Genomic DNA, 17,121 nt, shown 5'->3' with positions numbered 1-17,121 from the left:
GAACGCAGCATTCGACGCCGCTGCCGCTCTTTGAAATCGTTGGCACGACAGACAGGTCGCTCATCGTCGAGAGACCGCCGAAACCGGCTCGCCGTTCGGGACAGTCTATCCCTGTTCCGCGCCGCTCGCTTCCCTGTTATCCCAATAACAGGGATAAGCCATGAATCCGATTGATATAACACGGAAAATCCAGACAATTTCGCCCTTGAACGTCCCGATAACAGCGAAGAAAAAAACCCTTCCCTGTTCCGTCGCTGTTATCCGCCCTGGAACAGGGAAAGCCGCGCCGTTCAACCGGCCAGGTCGATCGGGATCGCCAAGGCTGCGTTTGCCGGCGCCGAGCGCGACGTCCGTGGTGAATCGGCGCACATTGGGATCGTCGGCGATCCGCCGGCTCATGAACGCGTCATAGGCCTCGTTGTCCCGTGCGGTCACGACCAGGATGAAATCCGCCGTGCCGGTGACGTAGAAGATCTCCCAGGCCAGGCAGGCTTTATTCCTTTGTGAGATCATCTTAAGGAATAGGTACTGCCTTGGGTGAAACAGTCCTACCGGTGCGCATGTCGAATCATCGTTACTAAGACGCACTTGAGCGCGCTCGCCGCTTTGTTCCGTCATATCTTCGTGATATCGGTGACCGGTCGTCTCTTCCGAGGGGCGATGAACCACTGGCGCGAGCGAAATCCTATGAGGATGATCCGGGCGCTTCTCGGTTCAGGTTTGCCTGCCGACAATCGGCCAACGACAAGTCGAAGCAATTTCGGGTCTGCGCAACACAAATCTGAGATGGAGCATGAGATGCATAAAATCTGGATGAAGTTAGCGATGGCCCTGGCTGTCCTGTTCACTCTTTCCGCGACTCCGGCCCTGGCCCAGGCGACTCGTACCTGGGTCTCCGGCGTTGGCGACGACGTCAATCCCTGCTCGCGCACGGCGCCCTGCAAGACCTTCGCTGGCGCGATCTCCAAGACCGCGGCGGGTGGCGAGATCAACATCATCGACAACGGCGCCTACGGTACCTTGACGATCACCAAGGCGATCACGATCCGTGCCGGTGGGGGGCAAGCGGGCGTTCTCGCCAGCGGCACCACTGGCTTCAATATCAATGCGGGCGCGAACGATGTGATCGTGCTCGACGGCATCGATATCGAAGGAGGTACTACGGGCGTCACCGGGATCAATTTCATTGCCGGAAAGGCACTTTTGGTCATCGATTGCACTATTCGTAATTTTACCAACAACGGGATCAACATGACGGCGTCGGGCGGTGCGGCGCTTCATGTGAGCGATACGATCATCAGCAGGGCCGGACAGAGCGGCACCTTTGCAGGGATCAATATCCGCCCGGCGGGCGCCGCAACGACCGACGTCACAATCACGCGCACTCAGATCACCGGCGGGACCTTTGGCATCATTGCTGATGGGTCCGCCACGACCGGCAAAATCAACGGTGTCGTCCGCGACAGCGTCGTCAGCCGCAATACTCAAAATGGCATCACGACCAGCAACGGCACCGCGGCTAACGTGACGTTACTGCTCGACAATGTTGCCGTTTCCGCCAACGGCAACAAAGGCTTGGCGGTAAGCGGTGCCAATGCAGGCATGCTTGTTGGCAATTCGACGATCTTCGGCAATGTCGCCGGGCTGTTTCCCACTGCCGGTGGGGTCCTAGCTTCCTACGGGAATAATCGCGTCAACGGTAACAATGGCGCCGACGGCGCCTTCTCGGCAACCATCCCGGTGAAATAACCACCGCGATCCGAACAACGTTTTGCGCGACCATCATATGGGCCTGACCCAAATGATGGTCGCTGCGTTGTCGAGCTGGATGCCCCGCATCCTCGAGATCTTGCTACGAACCGGCCATCGCTCTTTTCTCGAGCTGCGGCCCGCGATAGGCATCGGCGCCTTCTCCTTGCCACAACGGGACACGTCGCCGCATGCACGCCTCCTCCATGGAAAATATGCGCAGATGCTATGCGCGCCACGTTGTTGGAAACGCGCTGGAGACGCAGGACTGCGTACGCGTGCTCGATATTGGCGGCTCCGATGTCAACGGAAGCTACCGCGAAATCTTCGCGCATCCCCGTTACGCCTATACCGCGGCCGATATAGCTGCCGGACCGGGCGTACGCCTGGTTCTGGAGGACCCATATCGACTACCGCTCGACGACGCCTCGATCGACATCGTCATTTCCGGACAGATGCTGGAACATTGCGAATTTTTCTGGCTGACCTTTGCCGAAATGGTGCGCGTCCTCCGCCCTGGAGGTTTCATATTCCTGATCGCGCCCTCTGCAGGGCCGGAGCATCGCTATCCAGTCGATTGCTATCGTTTCTATCCAGATGCCTATCGTGCCTTGGCACGCTACACCCATTGCGAGCTGGTCGACCTTTGGCTGGACGAACGGGGCCCCTGGAAGGATTTGGTCGGTGTCTTCGCACGCCACGGTCCGCCGCCGGCGTCCGCACCGTTGGCGGAACCTGTTGCCATCGACCCGGCGAGCATCCCCCCCGGCACCGATGAGGAAGAGCGGACGCAAGGGCAGCGCGACTATATTCATGTCTTGGCAGATCTGCACCAGATACTGGCACCACGTTCCTATCTCGAGATCGGAATACGTTTCGGACGCAGCCTTGCCTTGGCGCAAGGAGCGGCGATCGGTGTCGATCCAGCACCGGAGATTCGGGTAGAGTTGCCGAGCTCCACACGTGTCTTCACTCAAATGAGTGATGATTTCTTTGCCGACCATGCCAGTACGATCTTTGTGGAGCCGGTGGACCTCGCCTTTATCGATGGGCTACATCTATTTGAAGCGGCTCTGCGTGATTTCATGAATATTGAACGCGTCGTCGGGCCGAATGCTATCCTCGTCGTCGACGACGTCCTGCCCAATCACCCGGCGCAAGCCGAACGACTGCGCCGCACTCGCGTATGGACCGGGGATGTGTGGCGATTGGTGCCCATATTGCAACGCTGGCGCCCCGATCTCACCCTGATATTGCTTGATACGTCACCGTCGGGCTTGCTGTTGGTAACCGGCCTCGATCCTGCCAATCGCGTTCTTTGGGAAAACTACAATCCCATTGTCCGCGAAGCGCTTGCGATGGGTGATCCACCGTCGTCGATAGTGATGCGGAGCGACGCGATATCGCCATCGACACCCGCGTATGACATTTTCCGTACCGATCTCGCGAGCGCGTCTCGAGAAGCCCGGATCGAGGCCTTGCGTCATTTCGCCGCCACGGGCAGCCCGTCGAAAGCCATGGCAGGAGATTTATGAACGGGTCTCTTTCGCTATCGGTGATTGTCGTTAGCTACGAGATGGGCCGGGAATTGCCCCGGACAATCCGCAGCCTGTCTCCCGCGCTTCAGCGTGATATCGGCGAAGGCGACTATGAGATATTGGTCGTCGATAACGGCTCCACGGATCCGCCGACGGCAGAACAAGTAGCGGAATGGTCGCCCAACGCTCGTCTCGTCGCGATAGCGGAGCCTACCGTGTCGCCGGTCCCTGCGATTAACCTCGCGATAGAGCAAGCGCGCGGTGATCTGGTCGGTGTCTGGATCGACGGTGCCCGCATGGCTTCGCCGCGCCTGCTGGCAACCGCGCGCGAAGCGTCACGACTGCACGATCGTGCGGTGGTCGGCACGCTTGCCTTTCATCTTGGTCCGGATGTGCAGATGCGAAGCGTGCTCGCGGGATATGATCAAGGGGTCGAAGATCGACTGCTCGCCTCCAGCGACTGGGAGGAAGACCCCTACAGGCTTTTCAACATTTCCACCTTCGCCGGATCCTCGGAAAATGGATGGTTCGTGACGCCCGCCGAGACCAACGCCCTGTTCCTCACGCGGACGCATTGGCAGGAGTTGGGCGGCTATGATCCGCGTTTCGCTACGCCCGGCGGCGGCCTGGCCAATCTCGATATCTGGGAGCGGCTCTGCGCCGATCCGCTTAACCGCATCATTCTACTGATCGGGGAGGCGACGTTCCATCAGGTGCATGGCGGCGTTGCCACTAATGCCGCGCAATCCCCTTGGGACCGTTTCCATGACGAATATGTCGCCATTCGCGGCAAGCCGTACGCACCGCCCGAAGTGGAACCGTTACTCGTCGGGCGCCCTCATCCCGCGAGCCTGCCGTCTCTACGCGAGTCTTTGGACCGACTTGCAGCCCCTCCCCGCCAGCCGCGACTGTCCGCTATGCCGGTGATTGCCGGCAGCAGCCCACGCGATTTCTCGACCAATGTACCGAGCCTGGTTCTCGACGGGATCCAGGAAGGTGTAATGCGCTCGGTCTATCGAGGAGTGCCGTTCCTCAAAAGCCCGTTCGACATTGGGCTCTATCTCCAATTGCTCTCGAGATTGCGCCCGCGGACGATTGTGGAGATCGGGTGCCGTTTCGGAGGATCGGCCCTGTGGTTTGCTGATATGATGGCCGCTCACGGTGTCACGCCTCGGGTCGTCACCGTCGATCTGGATCCTCAAACACCATATGAGGATCCACGGATACACGTAGTTGTCGGCGATGCGGCAGACTTGGGGGCCTGCCTTCCCCCAGAATTGCTTGCCGCAGCGCCCAGGCCCTGGCTGGTGATCGAAGACAGCAGCCACTTCTACCGTCATTCACTGGCCGTCCTCGAATTCTTCCATCCATTGTTACAGACGGGCGATTATATCGTCGTCGAGGATGGCGTGGTCGCTCACCTCCCCGGCGAGCAGTATATTCAGTACGAAAATGGTCCCAATCGCGCCGTCGCGGACTTCCTTGCGCGAGAAGGCGCGGGATACCGTCTCGACACCGGACTTTGCGACTTTTACGGGCGCAACGCCACATACAATCCGAATGGGTGGCTACAGCGGCTCTAGTTTAGTGGACAAGCTTGACGTTGTGACTCCTGGTTGATCAAAGGTTGCTTGTTGCGGCAGCTTTGGCGACGGATTGGTCTTCGGACGAAAAATGAGACCTGATCATGAGCTCCGGTCCTGCCGGCGATGGACCATATCGGAAACAAGCAGGCAGATATTAAGTCAGGGAGTAGAGCCGCAACTAGGCGCCGGTCACCGCCGCAGCTTCGGCGCAAGCATGCCGACCTCGCCCTGATACCGGACATAAGGGTCGCCGAACATGTCGATCAGATCGCGCTCCTCGTGCCGGATCGCGATCAGGATATAGACGAACATCGCGGCGGCGAGCAGCAGATGCCCCGCGGTCATCACTGGGATCGCCCAGAAGGCCAGGATGAAGCCGCTATAAAGCGGATGCCGGACCAGCTTGTAGAAGAAGGGCTTGCGGAACACCGGGGCGCCCGCGGGCGCGTTTCGCGCATGGCCCCACACCTGCTTCAGGCCGAACAGCTCGAAATGGCTGATCAGGAAGGTGCTGAGCAGCACGATCCCCCAGCCCGCGACGAACAGGGCGTAGATCGCGATCACGGCGGCGCGGTTCTCGACCGACCAGATCACCGCCGGGATCGGCCGCCAGAACAGGAACAGGAGGATCAGCGCGATGCTGGCCAGCAGCACGTAGATGCTGCGCTCGATCGGCTCGGGCACGATGCGGGTCCACCACCGCTTGAAGCCCGGTCGCGCCATCACGCTGTGCTGCACGCCGAACAGCGCCACCAGCGCGAGATCGATAATCGCGGCAAGCGCCGTACCGCCTACCGGCCCGCCGCGATCGACCGTCAGCGGCAGCCAGGGCAGATTTCCGACAAAGCCTACGAGATAGAGGAAGGTCAGGAAGAAGATCAGATAGGCGGCAATGCCGAATAGCAGGAACAGACCCCGAGTCATCATCGCCCTCCGATGGCAGTAACATGATATCAGCGACGGGCGCGACGCTGCGGCTGGCGGGCGCGATCGTCTAGGCGATAATCGACCATGGCGACGGCGCTGCGACGGATCAGCGACGGATCGCCGCACCCGACGAGATGGCAGTCGCGATATCGCGTCGATTGGGTCCGCGCGCGTCTGGAACAACCGGCCCTCCCACCCCATATACCGCCCCGAAACGGAGGTACCCAATGACCGAGTATCGCAAGACGGCCGAGGCCGTTGCCGCCCTCACCCCCGAAGAGTTCTACGTCACGCAGAAAAGCGGCACGGAACGTCCCGGCACGGGCAAATATCTGAACAACAAGGAGCCCGGTATCTATGTCGATATCGTCTCCGGTGAGCCGCTGTTCGCCAGCAGCGACAAATATGAATCCGGCTGCGGCTGGCCCAGCTTCACCAAGCCGATCGAGCCCGCCAATGTGAACGAGCTGCGCGACGCCAGTCTGGGCATGGTGCGGACGGAAGTGCGCTCGGCGGGTGGCGACAGCCATCTCGGCCATGTCTTCGACGATGGCCCGCGCGATCGCGGTGGCCTGCGCTATTGCATCAATTCCGCCTCGCTCCGCTTCGTCCATCGCGACGACATGGAAGCACAAGGCTATGGTGCCTATCTCAACCAGGTGGAGGAAGTGGCATGAGTCAGGAAACCGCAATTCTCGCCGGCGGCTGCTTCTGGGGCGTGCAGGATCTGGTCCGCCGTCAGCCCGGCGTCATCTCGACCCGCGTCGGCTATTCCGGCGGCGAGGTCCCGAACGCGACCTATCGCAACCATGGCAATCATGCCGAGGCGATCGAGATCGTCTTCGATCCCGAGGTGACGAGCTTTCGCAACCTGCTGGAATTCTTCTTCCAGATCCACGACCCGAGCACCAGGAACCGCCAGGGCAATGATGTCGGCGCGAGCTACCGCTCGGCGATCTTCTACACCAGCCCGGAGCAGAAGGCCGTCGCCGAGGACACCATCGCCGATGTCGACGCCTCGGGCCTGTGGCCCGGCAAGGTGGTGACCGAAGTCACCCCCGCCGGCGATTTCTGGGAGGCCGAGCCCGAGCATCAGGATTATCTCGAGCGCATCCCGAACGGCTATACCTGCCACTTCGTGCGGCCGGGCTGGAAGCTCCCGCACCGCGCCGACGCGGCGTGACATTGTCGCGGGGAGGTTCGCCCTCCCCGCTTCATTCCGCAACGATCAGCGGCAGCGGCGCTTCTTGGTGATCGTCCGGTCGATCGCGCGACCGGCCAGGGCACCGCCCACGGCGCCCCCCGCCGTGCCGAGCAGCCCGTGGCCGAAGATCGACCGGCCGACCAGTGCACCGCCGACACCGCCTGCGACCAGGCCCGTGGTGCCCTTGGAATAGCGGCAGCCATGATGGCGGTATGTGCCATGGTTGTAATGGTGCCGCGTGCGCGCTTCCGCCGACCCGGTCGGGAAGGCCATGCTGGTGGGGATGGCGAGGGAAAAGGCGCTGAGCGCGAAGATGGCTGTACGCATCGGATGCTCCGGATTGAAAGAACGATGCGGGCAGAACTGACGCAGCGCCCCGAAGGTTGCGTGACAACCGTCGTATTGGGGTTCTTCAATCCAGCGCCAATGGTTGCCCATATGGATTGACGCTGAGCCCGCCTCCGCTGATGGCAGCGCCCTCGCGCGAGGATAAGTCATGCTTTTCGGATATCTCGGGGCCGCTGCGTTCGTCACGGCACTCGTCGCGACGCCCGATACGGCATCGGCGCAAACGCGCGACGGCATCCGCTATGATTGCGACACCGCCGCGAACCATTTCTCCGAACTCGTACTGCCTGCCGGTCCGGCTCCTTTCATTGTGACGGGGAAGGTCAAGCTGATGAGCCTGTCCACCAGCAAGAACTATGTGCCGATGACTCAGGTCGCGATCAGCACCGCGAGCGACAAGCCCGGACCTGCGGATGAAGACTTGGCTGGCTTCAGATATATCGTCGCACCGACCGCGCAGGGCAAACCGCCCAGCCTCCCGTTCCTGGCCTTCGTGACGCAAAAGGCCGGCGGCAAGGACAAGGGCACGCAGATCGTGGCCAAGCCGAGCGATGCAGAAGTCGGCTTCACGGTCCTGTATGACGGCGCGGATGTAACCGTGATTGTCGACGGCCATCAGATGAGATTCGAGCTCAGGGCACCACGGCCGGTCGTGCGGATCACCTGCTCGACTGGCGAGTTCCTCTATTCCGACCTGCGGATCCGCCCGAACGACTGAACGCGCGGGAGTGGGCGAGTCCGCCGACGCCATCAAATGCCGACGCCATCAAATACAGCGCGTCTCCGATACATGTGCCGCCGCAGCCTGGCGCGGACGGAACCGTCGCCAGGCCAGCCCGCCGAGCAGCACGACAATTCCGGGCGGCCCGAAAGAACCAGCAGTGTCGGGGTCAATGGCGGTTGTACCCTGGAAGGCCGGTGTTTACGTTCGTCCGGACGACGGTTGGGGTGCATTCAGCGGCAGCCCGGCAACCCGGACAGGATGCGGATCCGGCAGCCCGTCGCCTGCGTTTATCGGGCGGACCGCAACGCCAAGGAGGCACTTATGTCCATCCACGGAGCCCAATGGGACAAGGAACTCAGCGCCCTGCTCGACCAGATCCAGGCCCATCCCTCGCGGGACTGGAGCGCCGAGCGCGAGCGCATCGCCGTCCTGAAGAACCTGATCGCGGCGCGCGACAAGGCACACGCCTGACACCGGCGCCGCGGGCGGTCACCCCGAGAACATGTCGTTCAGCTGCTTGCTCGCGACCCCTCGCGTCAGGCCTTCGAAGCTTCCCGATGCCAGCGCCTGCGCGGCATCGATCGCCGCTGCCCAGGCGACGCGCGCGAGCCCGCCGCCGACGCTGATCCGGCGCACGCCCAGATCGGCCAGCGCGGCGACTGAAAGGCCGGGCACCGCCACCACGTTCAGCGGCAGCGGCGCGACCGCCCGCACCATCGCCGCGATATGTTCGGGGTGCTTGACGCCCGGCGCGAACAGGCAATTGGCGCCCGCCGCGGCGAAGGCGACCAGCGCGTCGGTCACCGGTCCGGTCGCTTCGGGATCGATCAGCAGGCCTTCCGCGCGCGCCACCAGCACCACGTCCTCGCCCGACCGGTCGATCGCCCGCCTTGCCGCGGTGATGCGCTCGACCGCGAACGCCCGGTCGTGGAGCCGCCCTGGCGCGCCGAGCACGCGATCCTCGATCGACAGCCCGGCAATGCCCGTCGCGATCGCCATCCGCACATTCTCCGCCACCGCTTCGGGCGCATCGGCGAAGCCCGTCTCGAAATCGGCGTTCACCGGGATGTCGACGGCTGCGGTCAGGGCGGTCAGATGGGCCAGCACATCGTCCCGCTCGCAGCCATAATCGGGGCGCCCGATCGTCCAGGCGAAGCCGGCGCTGCTCGATGCCACTGCCTTGAAGCCCAGCGCCTCCAGCATCCGCGCGCTACCTGCGTCCCATGGATTGGGGATGACGAAGCATCCCTCCTGATGGAGCGCACGAAACCTGCGTCTCTTCTCCGCTATGCTCGTCATGCGGGTCTTCCTTGTTACTGCCTCTGGCCGCGACCTGATAGCACGATCGCGGCGCGACATTCACGCCGCGCGCGCAGCATGACCGGTATAAACTCCGGTTGACCGCGCCGCGCCGGCGCGCGACCAAGGCGACGCGACCAGCGCCCCGAACGAAGGATCTCAGGTGCGGATTCCGATCACTCTCGCCGCGCTGGGGGCCGTCTTGCTCTCCGTCCCAGCCGCCGCCGAAACCAAATGCTCCGTCGGCCAGATGCTCGAACTGCCCATCACCATGATGGGTCTCCGGCCGACCGCGCCGGCAAGGATCAACGGCCATGAGGTCAGGTTCCTGGTGGACAGCGGCGCCTTCTACAGTTCCATCTCCCCCGGATCGGCCGCCGAACTTCAGCTGCGACTTACCGCGGCGCCGCCCAATTTTCGAGTCAGGGGTATCGGCGGCGAAGCGCGCATGTCAGTCGCCAAGGTCAAGGATTTCGGGCTCGGGACGGCGACCCTGCACAATATCGAGTTCCTCGTCGGGGGCAGCGAGATGGGCAGCATCGGCCTGCTCGGCCAGAACGTTCTCGGCATCGGCGACACCGAATATGATCTTAATGGCGGCGCGATCCGGCTGATGAAATCCAAGGATTGCCGGGACATGAACCTGGCGTATTGGGCCACGGAAAAGGGACTCGCCGTCTCGACGCTCGACATCGAGGCGCCGACGCCGCTCACGTCGCACACCATCGGCACCGTGCTGCTCAACGGCGTCAAGATCCGCGCGGTGTTCGACACCGGGGCGCCGACCACGATCCTCACCAGGGCGGCCGCGGCGCGCGCGGGGATCAAGCCCGACATGCCCGACGTGGTCGAAGCCGGATCGGTCGGCGGCCTTGGCCGGCGCTTCTCGGAAAGCTGGATCGGTCCATTCCAGAGCCTCAAGATCGGCGACGAGGAGGTCCGCAAGATCCGCCTGCGCTTCGCGGAGATGGGCGATCTCTCCGCCGACATGCTGATCGGCGCCGATTTCTTCCTGTCGCACCGGGTCTATGTCTCGAACGCGCAGAAGCGGATGTTCTTCACCTATAATGGCGGGCCGGTCTTCGACCTCAGCGTAAGGCACGCCGAAGCGCTGGCCGCCGCGCAGGAGAAACAGGCGCCGGCGAGCGGCACGGGCGAGGGCAATGCCCCGGGCCCCGTCACCGCACAGGAATTCTTCCAGCGCGCCAATGCGCGCGCGGCACGAAGCGACAACAAGGGCGCCCTTGTCGACCTGAATCGCGCGGTGGAGCTCGCACCCGACAATGCCGAATATCGCTTTCATCGCGCGCTCGCTCTTCTGATCACCGGCAAACCGGCGGACGCCCGCACCGACCTGGATCGCGCGCTGAACCTGAAGCCGGACTATGCCGACGCGCTGTTGCTGCGCGCGTCGGCCCGGCTGCGAACCGGCGACAGGCCGGGCGCCAGAGCGGATCTCGCGACCCTCGATCGCCTGCTGCCGGATGCCTCCAATCTGCGCCTGACGGTCGGCGCCTATTATCAGGACATGGAAGATCCTGAGGCATCCATTCCCCAATATGATCGGTGGATCGCCGCGCATCCCGACGACAATCGCATGCCCACCGCGCTCAACAGCCGCTGCTGGGCACGTGCCCTTCTCGGGCGCGATCTCGACAAGGCAATCTCCGACTGCGACCGGGCGCTCAGGCTGCGTCCGAAAACGGCGGCCTATCTCGATAGTCGCGGCCTGGCGCGTTTGCGCAACGGCGATCTCGACAAGGCGCTGGCGGATTACAACGCCGCGCTGGCGCTCGAACCGAAAATGGCCTGGTCGCTATACGGGCGCGGCCTTGTCGAGCATCGCAAGGGCATGGCGGCGCAGGCCAAGGCGGACATGGACGCCGCTATCGCCCTGCAAAAAACCCTGCCGGAAAGGGCGAAGAAGATTGGGCTGGACGTTCCGCAGTGAAAAGGCGTTCGGACACGCCCGAGCGATAATCGACCAGTGGCTTGGCGTTCCCGTCAGCCCCTTTTGGGCTGACCAGGCAACGGCACCGGGCCGTCACCGGCGGCACTGTCACTGTCGTAATCCTCGCCGGAGCTGCCGCCGCCCGCGCCGACGCCGCTGCCGTGAACTTCTCCTGTCGCAGAATCGATCGAGGCGCGGCGACCATTTTCAGGCGGAATCTCGGGTATGTGGGGGACTGTGTCGGCCATGGCTGTTCTCCTTGGAGCTTGAACGGACCGGATGCCGACGCGTTCCGATCTCGCCCCGACAGGTCTCAACAAAACGCCCGCCACAATCGGTCATTTGGCAACAGCCGGCTTCAGCGCCTTCGCCAGGAAGGCATCGGCCTGCGCGAGCATATCCGCCCGGACCGTGCTGTCGTAAAGCTGATGGTCCAGCCCGGGATAGACGACCAGCCGGGTCGTCTTGCCAGCTGCCCGCAGCGCCGAATCCATCTTCCGAGAATCCTTGATGTCGACATTCAGGTCCTGGTCGCCATGGAACATCAGTACCGGCGCCTTGAACATCTCTGCATGGCGCGTCGGCGACCCCTCGCTCGCATTGGCACCCGATCCGACAAATTTCGAAACCAGGACGGCGTTCTGTGACTCGCGCGATTCGTTGCGCAACGCCTGCAGATCGGTCACCGGCGCTACCGCGACGACAGCCTTGAACAGCGCCGGGTCTAGGTAATTGACCTGCAATGCCGCATAGCCGCCATAGGACCAGCCGAAGATGCCCAGCCGGTCGGGGTCCGCAACACCCTGTTTGATCAGCCAGCGCCCGGCGTCGGTCACGTCGCCGATCGCGGTGCGCCAGGTCTTGAATCCGCTTTCGTTGAGGAACGCGTCACCATAGCCGGTCGATCCGCGAAACTGCGGCTGCAGCACGGCATAGCCGCGCGCCGCGAAGAACTGGGCCAGCCAGTCGAATCCCCAGACGTCGCGCGACGCCGGGCCGCCATGCGGCATCACGATCGCCGGCAACCCCTTCCCGGTCGATCCGACCGGCAGGGTCAGATAGGCCGGGATGATCGTACCATCGGCCGCGGGATAGGAAATGGCGCGCTGCTCCGCTAGCGTGCGGCCGTCGAGTTGCGGACGCGCGCGCAGCACCTCGGTCAGACGCTTGGTGTCGCGGTTGAAGATATAATAATGCCCCGCATCGACGTCGCTCGCCGCGAAGATGAGCAGCTTGCGCTCGTCCGAACTCGCGCCTTCGAAGACGATCGTCGGCAGGTTGGGGAGCACCTTGGTAAGGCTGGCCGCCAGAGCGCGATATTCCGGGTCGAAATAAACGACATATTTCTTGTCGGTGATGTAGCTGTAGCCGATCGGCCGTTCGTGACGACCGATCGTCTCGACGGAATCCACATCGACCTGGGCATGCGCAAAGACCAGGTCGGTCTTCATCGATCCGTCGAGCGCGACGCGGTATAGCGCGTCACGTCCGTCCAGTTTCTGAAATGCGTAGACGACATTAGTGCGCTCATCGACGATTGCGGGCCTCAGGCCCTTTTCGTCAGCATCGATCTTGCTGAAAATCTGCCAGTCGCCATCGTCCCCCGGACGATAACGATACGTCACCTTGCCGGTGTAATTGTACATGTTGTTGAAATTATAGTCCGCGGTGATGCGGACCGTGCCGTTACCATCAGTGATATAGCTTCCGGCATCGGGCGCCTTCACACGAACGCCATCGGCCGTGCGTGTGTCGACTCGCTCCAGCCCCAGCGCCCCGTCCTTGCGAAATCGCACCATCAGGATCTGCGCGTCGGCACCGGAAAGCCAGTCGACCACGCGCCCGTCATAAGTCTTGGGGCCATAATACATGGAGCGGTTCGGCTTTCCCATCGCCAGCGCCTTGGTGCCGTCGGCATTGACCGCAACGATCCGGTTCCATCCAAGCTTGCGGTTCTCGAGTACCGAGACACCGTAGAGCTGGCACACCAGGCGGTCGTTGGCCGACCAGCCGCAATAAGTGAGGCGCAGCGGCTTGCCGTCCGCATAGGTGATCGTCTTCATCTCGCCCGTCGCGACGTTTTCGACCATCGCGACATTCATCGGCCCGGCACCGGGCGAAATGAACACGACGTGTTTTCCATCCGGGGACAGGCTGGCGCTCTGCACCCAGGGCTGCGCCCCAAACGCCTCTGCGGTCTTTGCCGGGTCTTCCGAAGCGCGGGCCACACCGCTTCCGGCGGTGGACAGCATAACAAGGATCGCAAGTGGTCTGGTCATCTTCACGCGTGTCGCCCTCAATCGGGCAACTTTATCCTCGGGCGATGGAGGACGACAAGCGTGCGTGACATGAATTCGGTGTCACGACCGAGTGAATTTGTTCAGCAATATCCGTCGAGAGCGTGATCTGCGGCGCTCCGCCTGGCTCGGCCCGACGAATGCAGCGCGACACATGGTCGCGCCGCTCAGTGCCAGAAGATCAGCAGAAGGATGATGATCGGGAGCGGAATGCCGATCAGCCACAACAAGATGCCTTTACCCACGACATGTTCCTCTCGATTGTTACGTTGGTGATAGAACCATTTTGCCGCGTGCCCGTTCCACTTGCCCCTGCCTCTTTCGGATTATTTAACTAGCCGATCAGGACTAATGCCGGTGCTCGGAAAGCGGCCAGCGTCAGAGCGTCACCGTTTCCAGCGTCACCGTCTCCGGCTTGGGAAGTCCGGACGCCTTGTAGGTCGCGATCAGTTCTTCCTTGCGCGCGCGGAGCTGGTCGCCCAGCGCGTCCATGTCGAGCCCGGCATGCCGCGCCTGGGAGAACATGCCCTCCATGCGCTTCTCTTCCTCTTCGACATGATGCTCGATCTGCTCGGAGAGCACCTTCACCTTGGCGTCGTAATAGTCGTCGTCGGGGCTGCCCGCCTCGATCTCGGCGATCAGCACCTTGGCGCCGTCATGCTCGACATAGGCTTCCTTGAGCAGGTCTTCCTCGATCTTGCCCTCACAGGCCGGATAGAAGATTTCCTCCTCGATCGTCGCATGCACGGTCAGCTCCAGGCAGATCTGCATCGCGATCTTCTGCTTCTTCGCGGGGCTGCTCGCACCCTCGAACTGCTCGAACAATTGCTCGACCGTGCGGTGATCCGCCTTGAGCAGAGCGACCGCGTCCTGTTTCGTTTCAGCCATGAAAACCTCCTGTTTGTCGCTGGATCAACCGCAACGCGGAAGGTTCGTTCCGCGCGCTCAGCCTGTTGCGAGTCGTTAGCGGCCGGGCTTGATTCAGATCAGGCCGCTTGCCGCTGAACGACAAGTCATGCAGACGTCACGGCCCGTTCACGCAATCGACGGCAGATCGCGACGGACGTGAACCCAGATCACCAGGCCCGCCGCCCGCGGCGGCCATTAAGGCACGCGCTTGCTCCATTTCCCCCGATCGACTTTCCGGACCACCCGCCTCCAGAACACCTCACCATCCAGCGCCGCCGCCCATGCTATTCCAGGTACATGGGTGACCGCCGGCACGCTGCTCAGCCTCACCGCGCTGATCGTGCTGATGGCGTGGCAGGGACTCCGGATCGACCCCTGGGCGCGCAGCACGCTCGTCTTCTCCGCTCTGGGTGTCGTTGCCGCTGCCATCCGTTATGCCCTGCGCCACTCGCCCACCAGGGGCCGCCGCATCGCGCGCGACATGGCCGAGTATTTTGGCCTGTTCACCCTGATCTCGCTGATGGGCGCGACCGCGACCTATCCGCTGTCCGCTGGCAGCCATGGCTTCATCGATCCCACCCTGCAACGGATCGACGCAATGCTGCGCTTCAACTGGATCGCCTGGTATGATCTGGTGGCCGCGCACCGTTCTCTGCAGTTGCTCGGCATCGCCGCCTATCAGAGCATCTTCGTCACGCCCGTCATCCTGCTCGGTTATTTCGCCTGGTTTGACCGCCGCCGTGCGGCTCGATCGTTCATCGCCGCCTTTTGGCTAGCCGCGGTCATCTCGCTGATCCTGTTCCGCTTCATCCCGGCGGAAGGACCGCTCGCCTTTCTGTGGCGCGGACCGATCCCCTATATGCCGGTCAGCCAGCTTTCCGAGGCGACGATCATCCCCGCGCTGCGCCTGCACGCCGTCAGCCATGTCGATCTGGGCGATCTGCGTGGGCTGGTATCGGCGCCCAGCTTCCATACCGCGAGCGCGGTGCTCTATATCGCCGCCGCCTGGCCGTTTCGCCGGCTGCGCTGGCCGCTCATCCTGCTCAATGTCGCGATGCTGCTGTCCACCCCGGTCGAGGGCACGCACTATCTGTCCGACATGATCGCCGGTGCGCTGGTGGCGCTGGTGGCGATCGTCGCCGTCCGGCAACTGGAAATACGGCGCTCATCCTTTGGGATGATGGATAGTGTCATCATCGCGACCTAGATCGAGCCCATCGCGAACGGATCATCCCGCTCGCGATTGCTTTACCCCCCCGAGGAGACACCGCGATGAGCACGATCACGACCAAGGACGGCACCGAAATCTTCTACAAGGACTGGGGTACCGGACAGCCGATCGTGTTCCATCACGGCTGGCCGCTGAGCTCGGACGATTGGGACGCGCAGATGCTGTTCTTCCTCGCCCAGGGCTACCGCGTGATCGCGCATGACCGCCGCGGCCATGGCCGGTCGAGCCAGCCGTCCTTCGGCAACGAGATGGACACCTATGCCGACGACGTCGCCGAGCTGACCGCCGCGCTCGATCTGAAGGACGCGGTCCATATCGGCCATTCGACCGGCGGCGGCGAAGTCGCGCGCTATCTCGGTCGTCACGGCACGTCGCGGGTCGCCAAGGCAGTGCTGGTCAGCGCGGTGCCGCCAGTCATGATCAAGAAGGAATCGAACCCGGGCGGAACCCCGATCGAGGCGTTCGACGATCTGCGCAATCAGCTCGCAGCGAACCGCGCGCAATTCTACAAGGATGTGCCCTTCCCCTTTTACGGGTTCAACCGTGAAGGCGCGACGATCTCGCAGGGCGTCATGGACCATTGGTGGCTGCAGGGCATGATGGGGTCGGCCCAGGCGCATTACGAATGCATCAAGGCCTTTTCGGAAACCGATTTCACCGAAGACCTGAAGAAGATCGACGTGCCCGTGCTGATCCTGCACGGCGATGACGACCAGATCGTGCCCTACAAGGACGCGGCATTGCTCTCGGCCGAACTGGTCCAGCAGCCGACCCTGAAAATCTATCCCGGCTATCCGCACGGCATGCTGACGGTGCATGCCGATGTGCTGAACGCCGATCTTCTGGCCTTTATCAAGGCATGAGCGACGCCGCCGCCCTCATCGCCCGGCTGGGGCTCGAGCCCCATCCCGAGGGCGGCTGGTACCGCGAGACGTTCCGCCAGCCCGCGCCTGCCAACGGGCGTGAGCCCGCGTCTGGCTCTGGCCGCGGGCTGGCGACGGCGATCCTGTTCCTGCTCGACCTGGGCCAGAGGTCGCACTGGCACCGGGTCGACGCGGCGGAGATGTGGCTGTGGCACGCCGGTAGCCCGTTGCGGCTGCTGATCGACGACGGCACCCCGCAGGAGCATCTGCTCGGCGGCGACGTGCTGGCGGGCCAGCTCCCCCAGGCGATCGTCCCGGCCAATGCCTGGCAGGCGGCGGAAGCGCAGCTCGGCTGGGCGCTGGTGAGTTGTATCGTCACCCCCGCCTTCGAATTCTCCGGCTTCGAGCTCGCCGCGCCGGGCTGGTCGCCCCGCTGACGCAATGCTCGGGTAGCTGGTCTCACTTGTCTCCGTTCGGGCTGAGCTTGTCGAAGCC

The 17,121-nt window shown here is 63.0% G+C and carries 18 protein-coding genes; 11 read left to right on the top strand and 7 right to left on the bottom strand.

What is annotated here, in order from left to right:
* Positions 1-105: 105 nt before the first annotated feature.
* Positions 106-618: an Lrp/AsnC ligand binding domain-containing protein gene (locus tag ACZ1I5_RS06725; RefSeq protein WP_465172933.1), complete on the bottom strand. Its 513-nt coding sequence runs from the start codon at positions 616-618 to the stop codon at positions 106-108.
* A gap of 75 nt (positions 619-693) precedes the next feature.
* Here ACZ1I5_RS06725 and ACZ1I5_RS06720 point away from each other — a divergent pair, with 75 nt between their 5' ends.
* From ACZ1I5_RS06720 to ACZ1I5_RS06710, 3 genes are all read left to right on the top strand, one after another.
* A complete protein-coding gene (locus ACZ1I5_RS06720) occupies positions 694-1,749 on the top strand; it encodes a right-handed parallel beta-helix repeat-containing protein (protein WP_465172932.1) in 1,056 nt (351 codons plus the stop codon).
* A gap of 191 nt (positions 1,750-1,940) precedes the next feature.
* A complete protein-coding gene (locus tag ACZ1I5_RS06715; protein WP_465172931.1) occupies positions 1,941-3,284 on the top strand; it encodes a methyltransferase domain-containing protein in 1,344 nt (447 codons plus the stop codon).
* Positions 3,281-4,870, top strand: a complete 1,590-nt coding sequence (locus ACZ1I5_RS06710) for a CmcI family methyltransferase (RefSeq protein WP_465172930.1) — start codon at positions 3,281-3,283, stop codon at positions 4,868-4,870. Before ACZ1I5_RS06715 ends, ACZ1I5_RS06710 begins: the two co-directional genes overlap by 4 nt.
* Before the next feature lie 192 nt (positions 4,871-5,062).
* Here the strand turns inward: ACZ1I5_RS06710 and mddA are convergent, their stop codons facing one another.
* Positions 5,063-5,797 carry a methanethiol S-methyltransferase gene (gene mddA, locus ACZ1I5_RS06705; protein WP_465172929.1) on the bottom strand — a complete coding sequence of 245 codons (735 nt, stop codon included), beginning with the start codon at positions 5,795-5,797 and terminating at the stop codon, positions 5,063-5,065.
* Positions 5,798-6,027: 230 nt separating this feature from the next.
* Between mddA and msrB the strand changes: the two genes are divergently transcribed.
* Positions 6,028-6,477, top strand: coding sequence for a peptide-methionine (R)-S-oxide reductase MsrB (gene msrB / locus ACZ1I5_RS06700; RefSeq protein ID WP_465172928.1), 450 nt, complete (start codon positions 6,028-6,030; stop codon positions 6,475-6,477).
* The gene (msrA, locus tag ACZ1I5_RS06695; RefSeq protein ID WP_465172927.1) at positions 6,474-6,983 is read left to right on the top strand and encodes a peptide-methionine (S)-S-oxide reductase MsrA; all 510 of its coding nucleotides are present in this window, start codon (positions 6,474-6,476) and stop codon (positions 6,981-6,983) included. Before msrB ends, msrA begins: the two co-directional genes overlap by 4 nt.
* 45 nt (positions 6,984-7,028) lie before the next feature.
* Here msrA and ACZ1I5_RS06690 read toward each other — a convergent pair whose 3' ends face one another.
* A complete protein-coding gene (locus ACZ1I5_RS06690; protein ID WP_465172926.1) occupies positions 7,029-7,331 on the bottom strand; it encodes a hypothetical protein in 303 nt (100 codons plus the stop codon).
* A 169-nt stretch (positions 7,332-7,500) separates the two neighbouring features.
* On the opposite strand from ACZ1I5_RS06690, the gene ACZ1I5_RS06685 reads away from it, so the two are divergent.
* Positions 7,501-8,070, top strand: a complete 570-nt coding sequence (locus tag ACZ1I5_RS06685; RefSeq protein ID WP_465172925.1) for a hypothetical protein — start codon at positions 7,501-7,503, stop codon at positions 8,068-8,070.
* Between the two features lie 327 nt (positions 8,071-8,397).
* Positions 8,398-8,547 carry a hypothetical protein gene (locus ACZ1I5_RS06680; protein ID WP_465172924.1) on the top strand — a complete coding sequence of 50 codons (150 nt, stop codon included), beginning with the start codon at positions 8,398-8,400 and terminating at the stop codon, positions 8,545-8,547.
* 18 nt (positions 8,548-8,565) lie between these two features.
* Here the strand turns inward: ACZ1I5_RS06680 and ACZ1I5_RS06675 are convergent, their stop codons facing one another.
* Positions 8,566-9,375, bottom strand: coding sequence for an isocitrate lyase/PEP mutase family protein (locus tag ACZ1I5_RS06675; RefSeq protein WP_465172923.1), 810 nt, complete (start codon positions 9,373-9,375; stop codon positions 8,566-8,568).
* A 163-nt stretch (positions 9,376-9,538) separates the two neighbouring features.
* On the opposite strand from ACZ1I5_RS06675, the gene ACZ1I5_RS06670 reads away from it, so the two are divergent.
* Positions 9,539-11,326 (top strand): aspartyl protease family protein, encoded by a 1,788-nt coding sequence (locus ACZ1I5_RS06670; RefSeq protein WP_465172922.1) that lies wholly within the window; start codon positions 9,539-9,541, stop codon positions 11,324-11,326.
* Positions 11,327-11,379: 53 nt separating this feature from the next.
* Here ACZ1I5_RS06670 and ACZ1I5_RS06665 read toward each other — a convergent pair whose 3' ends face one another.
* The 3 genes from ACZ1I5_RS06665 to ACZ1I5_RS06655 form a co-directional block, all read right to left on the bottom strand.
* Positions 11,380-11,574, bottom strand: coding sequence for a hypothetical protein (locus ACZ1I5_RS06665; RefSeq protein ID WP_465172921.1), 195 nt, complete (start codon positions 11,572-11,574; stop codon positions 11,380-11,382).
* A 90-nt stretch (positions 11,575-11,664) separates the two neighbouring features.
* Positions 11,665-13,455: an alpha/beta hydrolase family protein gene (locus ACZ1I5_RS06660; RefSeq protein WP_465172920.1), complete on the bottom strand. Its 1,791-nt coding sequence runs from the start codon at positions 13,453-13,455 to the stop codon at positions 11,665-11,667.
* A gap of 546 nt (positions 13,456-14,001) precedes the next feature.
* The gene (locus ACZ1I5_RS06655; protein WP_465172919.1) at positions 14,002-14,511 is read right to left on the bottom strand and encodes a hemerythrin domain-containing protein; all 510 of its coding nucleotides are present in this window, start codon (positions 14,509-14,511) and stop codon (positions 14,002-14,004) included.
* Positions 14,512-14,833: 322 nt separating this feature from the next.
* On the opposite strand from ACZ1I5_RS06655, the gene ACZ1I5_RS06650 reads away from it, so the two are divergent.
* The 3 genes from ACZ1I5_RS06650 (at position 14,834) to ACZ1I5_RS06640 (ending at position 17,063) form a co-directional block, all read left to right on the top strand.
* The gene (locus ACZ1I5_RS06650; protein WP_465172918.1) at positions 14,834-15,739 is read left to right on the top strand and encodes a phosphatase PAP2 family protein; all 906 of its coding nucleotides are present in this window, start codon (positions 14,834-14,836) and stop codon (positions 15,737-15,739) included.
* 65 nt (positions 15,740-15,804) lie between these two features.
* Complete coding sequence (locus tag ACZ1I5_RS06645; protein ID WP_465172917.1) at positions 15,805-16,626, top strand: alpha/beta fold hydrolase; 822 nt, start codon at positions 15,805-15,807, stop codon at positions 16,624-16,626.
* A complete protein-coding gene (locus ACZ1I5_RS06640; protein WP_465172916.1) occupies positions 16,623-17,063 on the top strand; it encodes a cupin domain-containing protein in 441 nt (146 codons plus the stop codon). Before ACZ1I5_RS06645 ends, ACZ1I5_RS06640 begins: the two co-directional genes overlap by 4 nt.
* Positions 17,064-17,121: the final 58 nt, after the last annotated feature.

It is taken from the genome of Sphingomonas sp. BL-S-30 (assembly GCF_055521475.1).
Note: the sequence above shows the minus strand (reverse complement) of the source record. Positions and strands in the feature narration are given on the sequence as shown.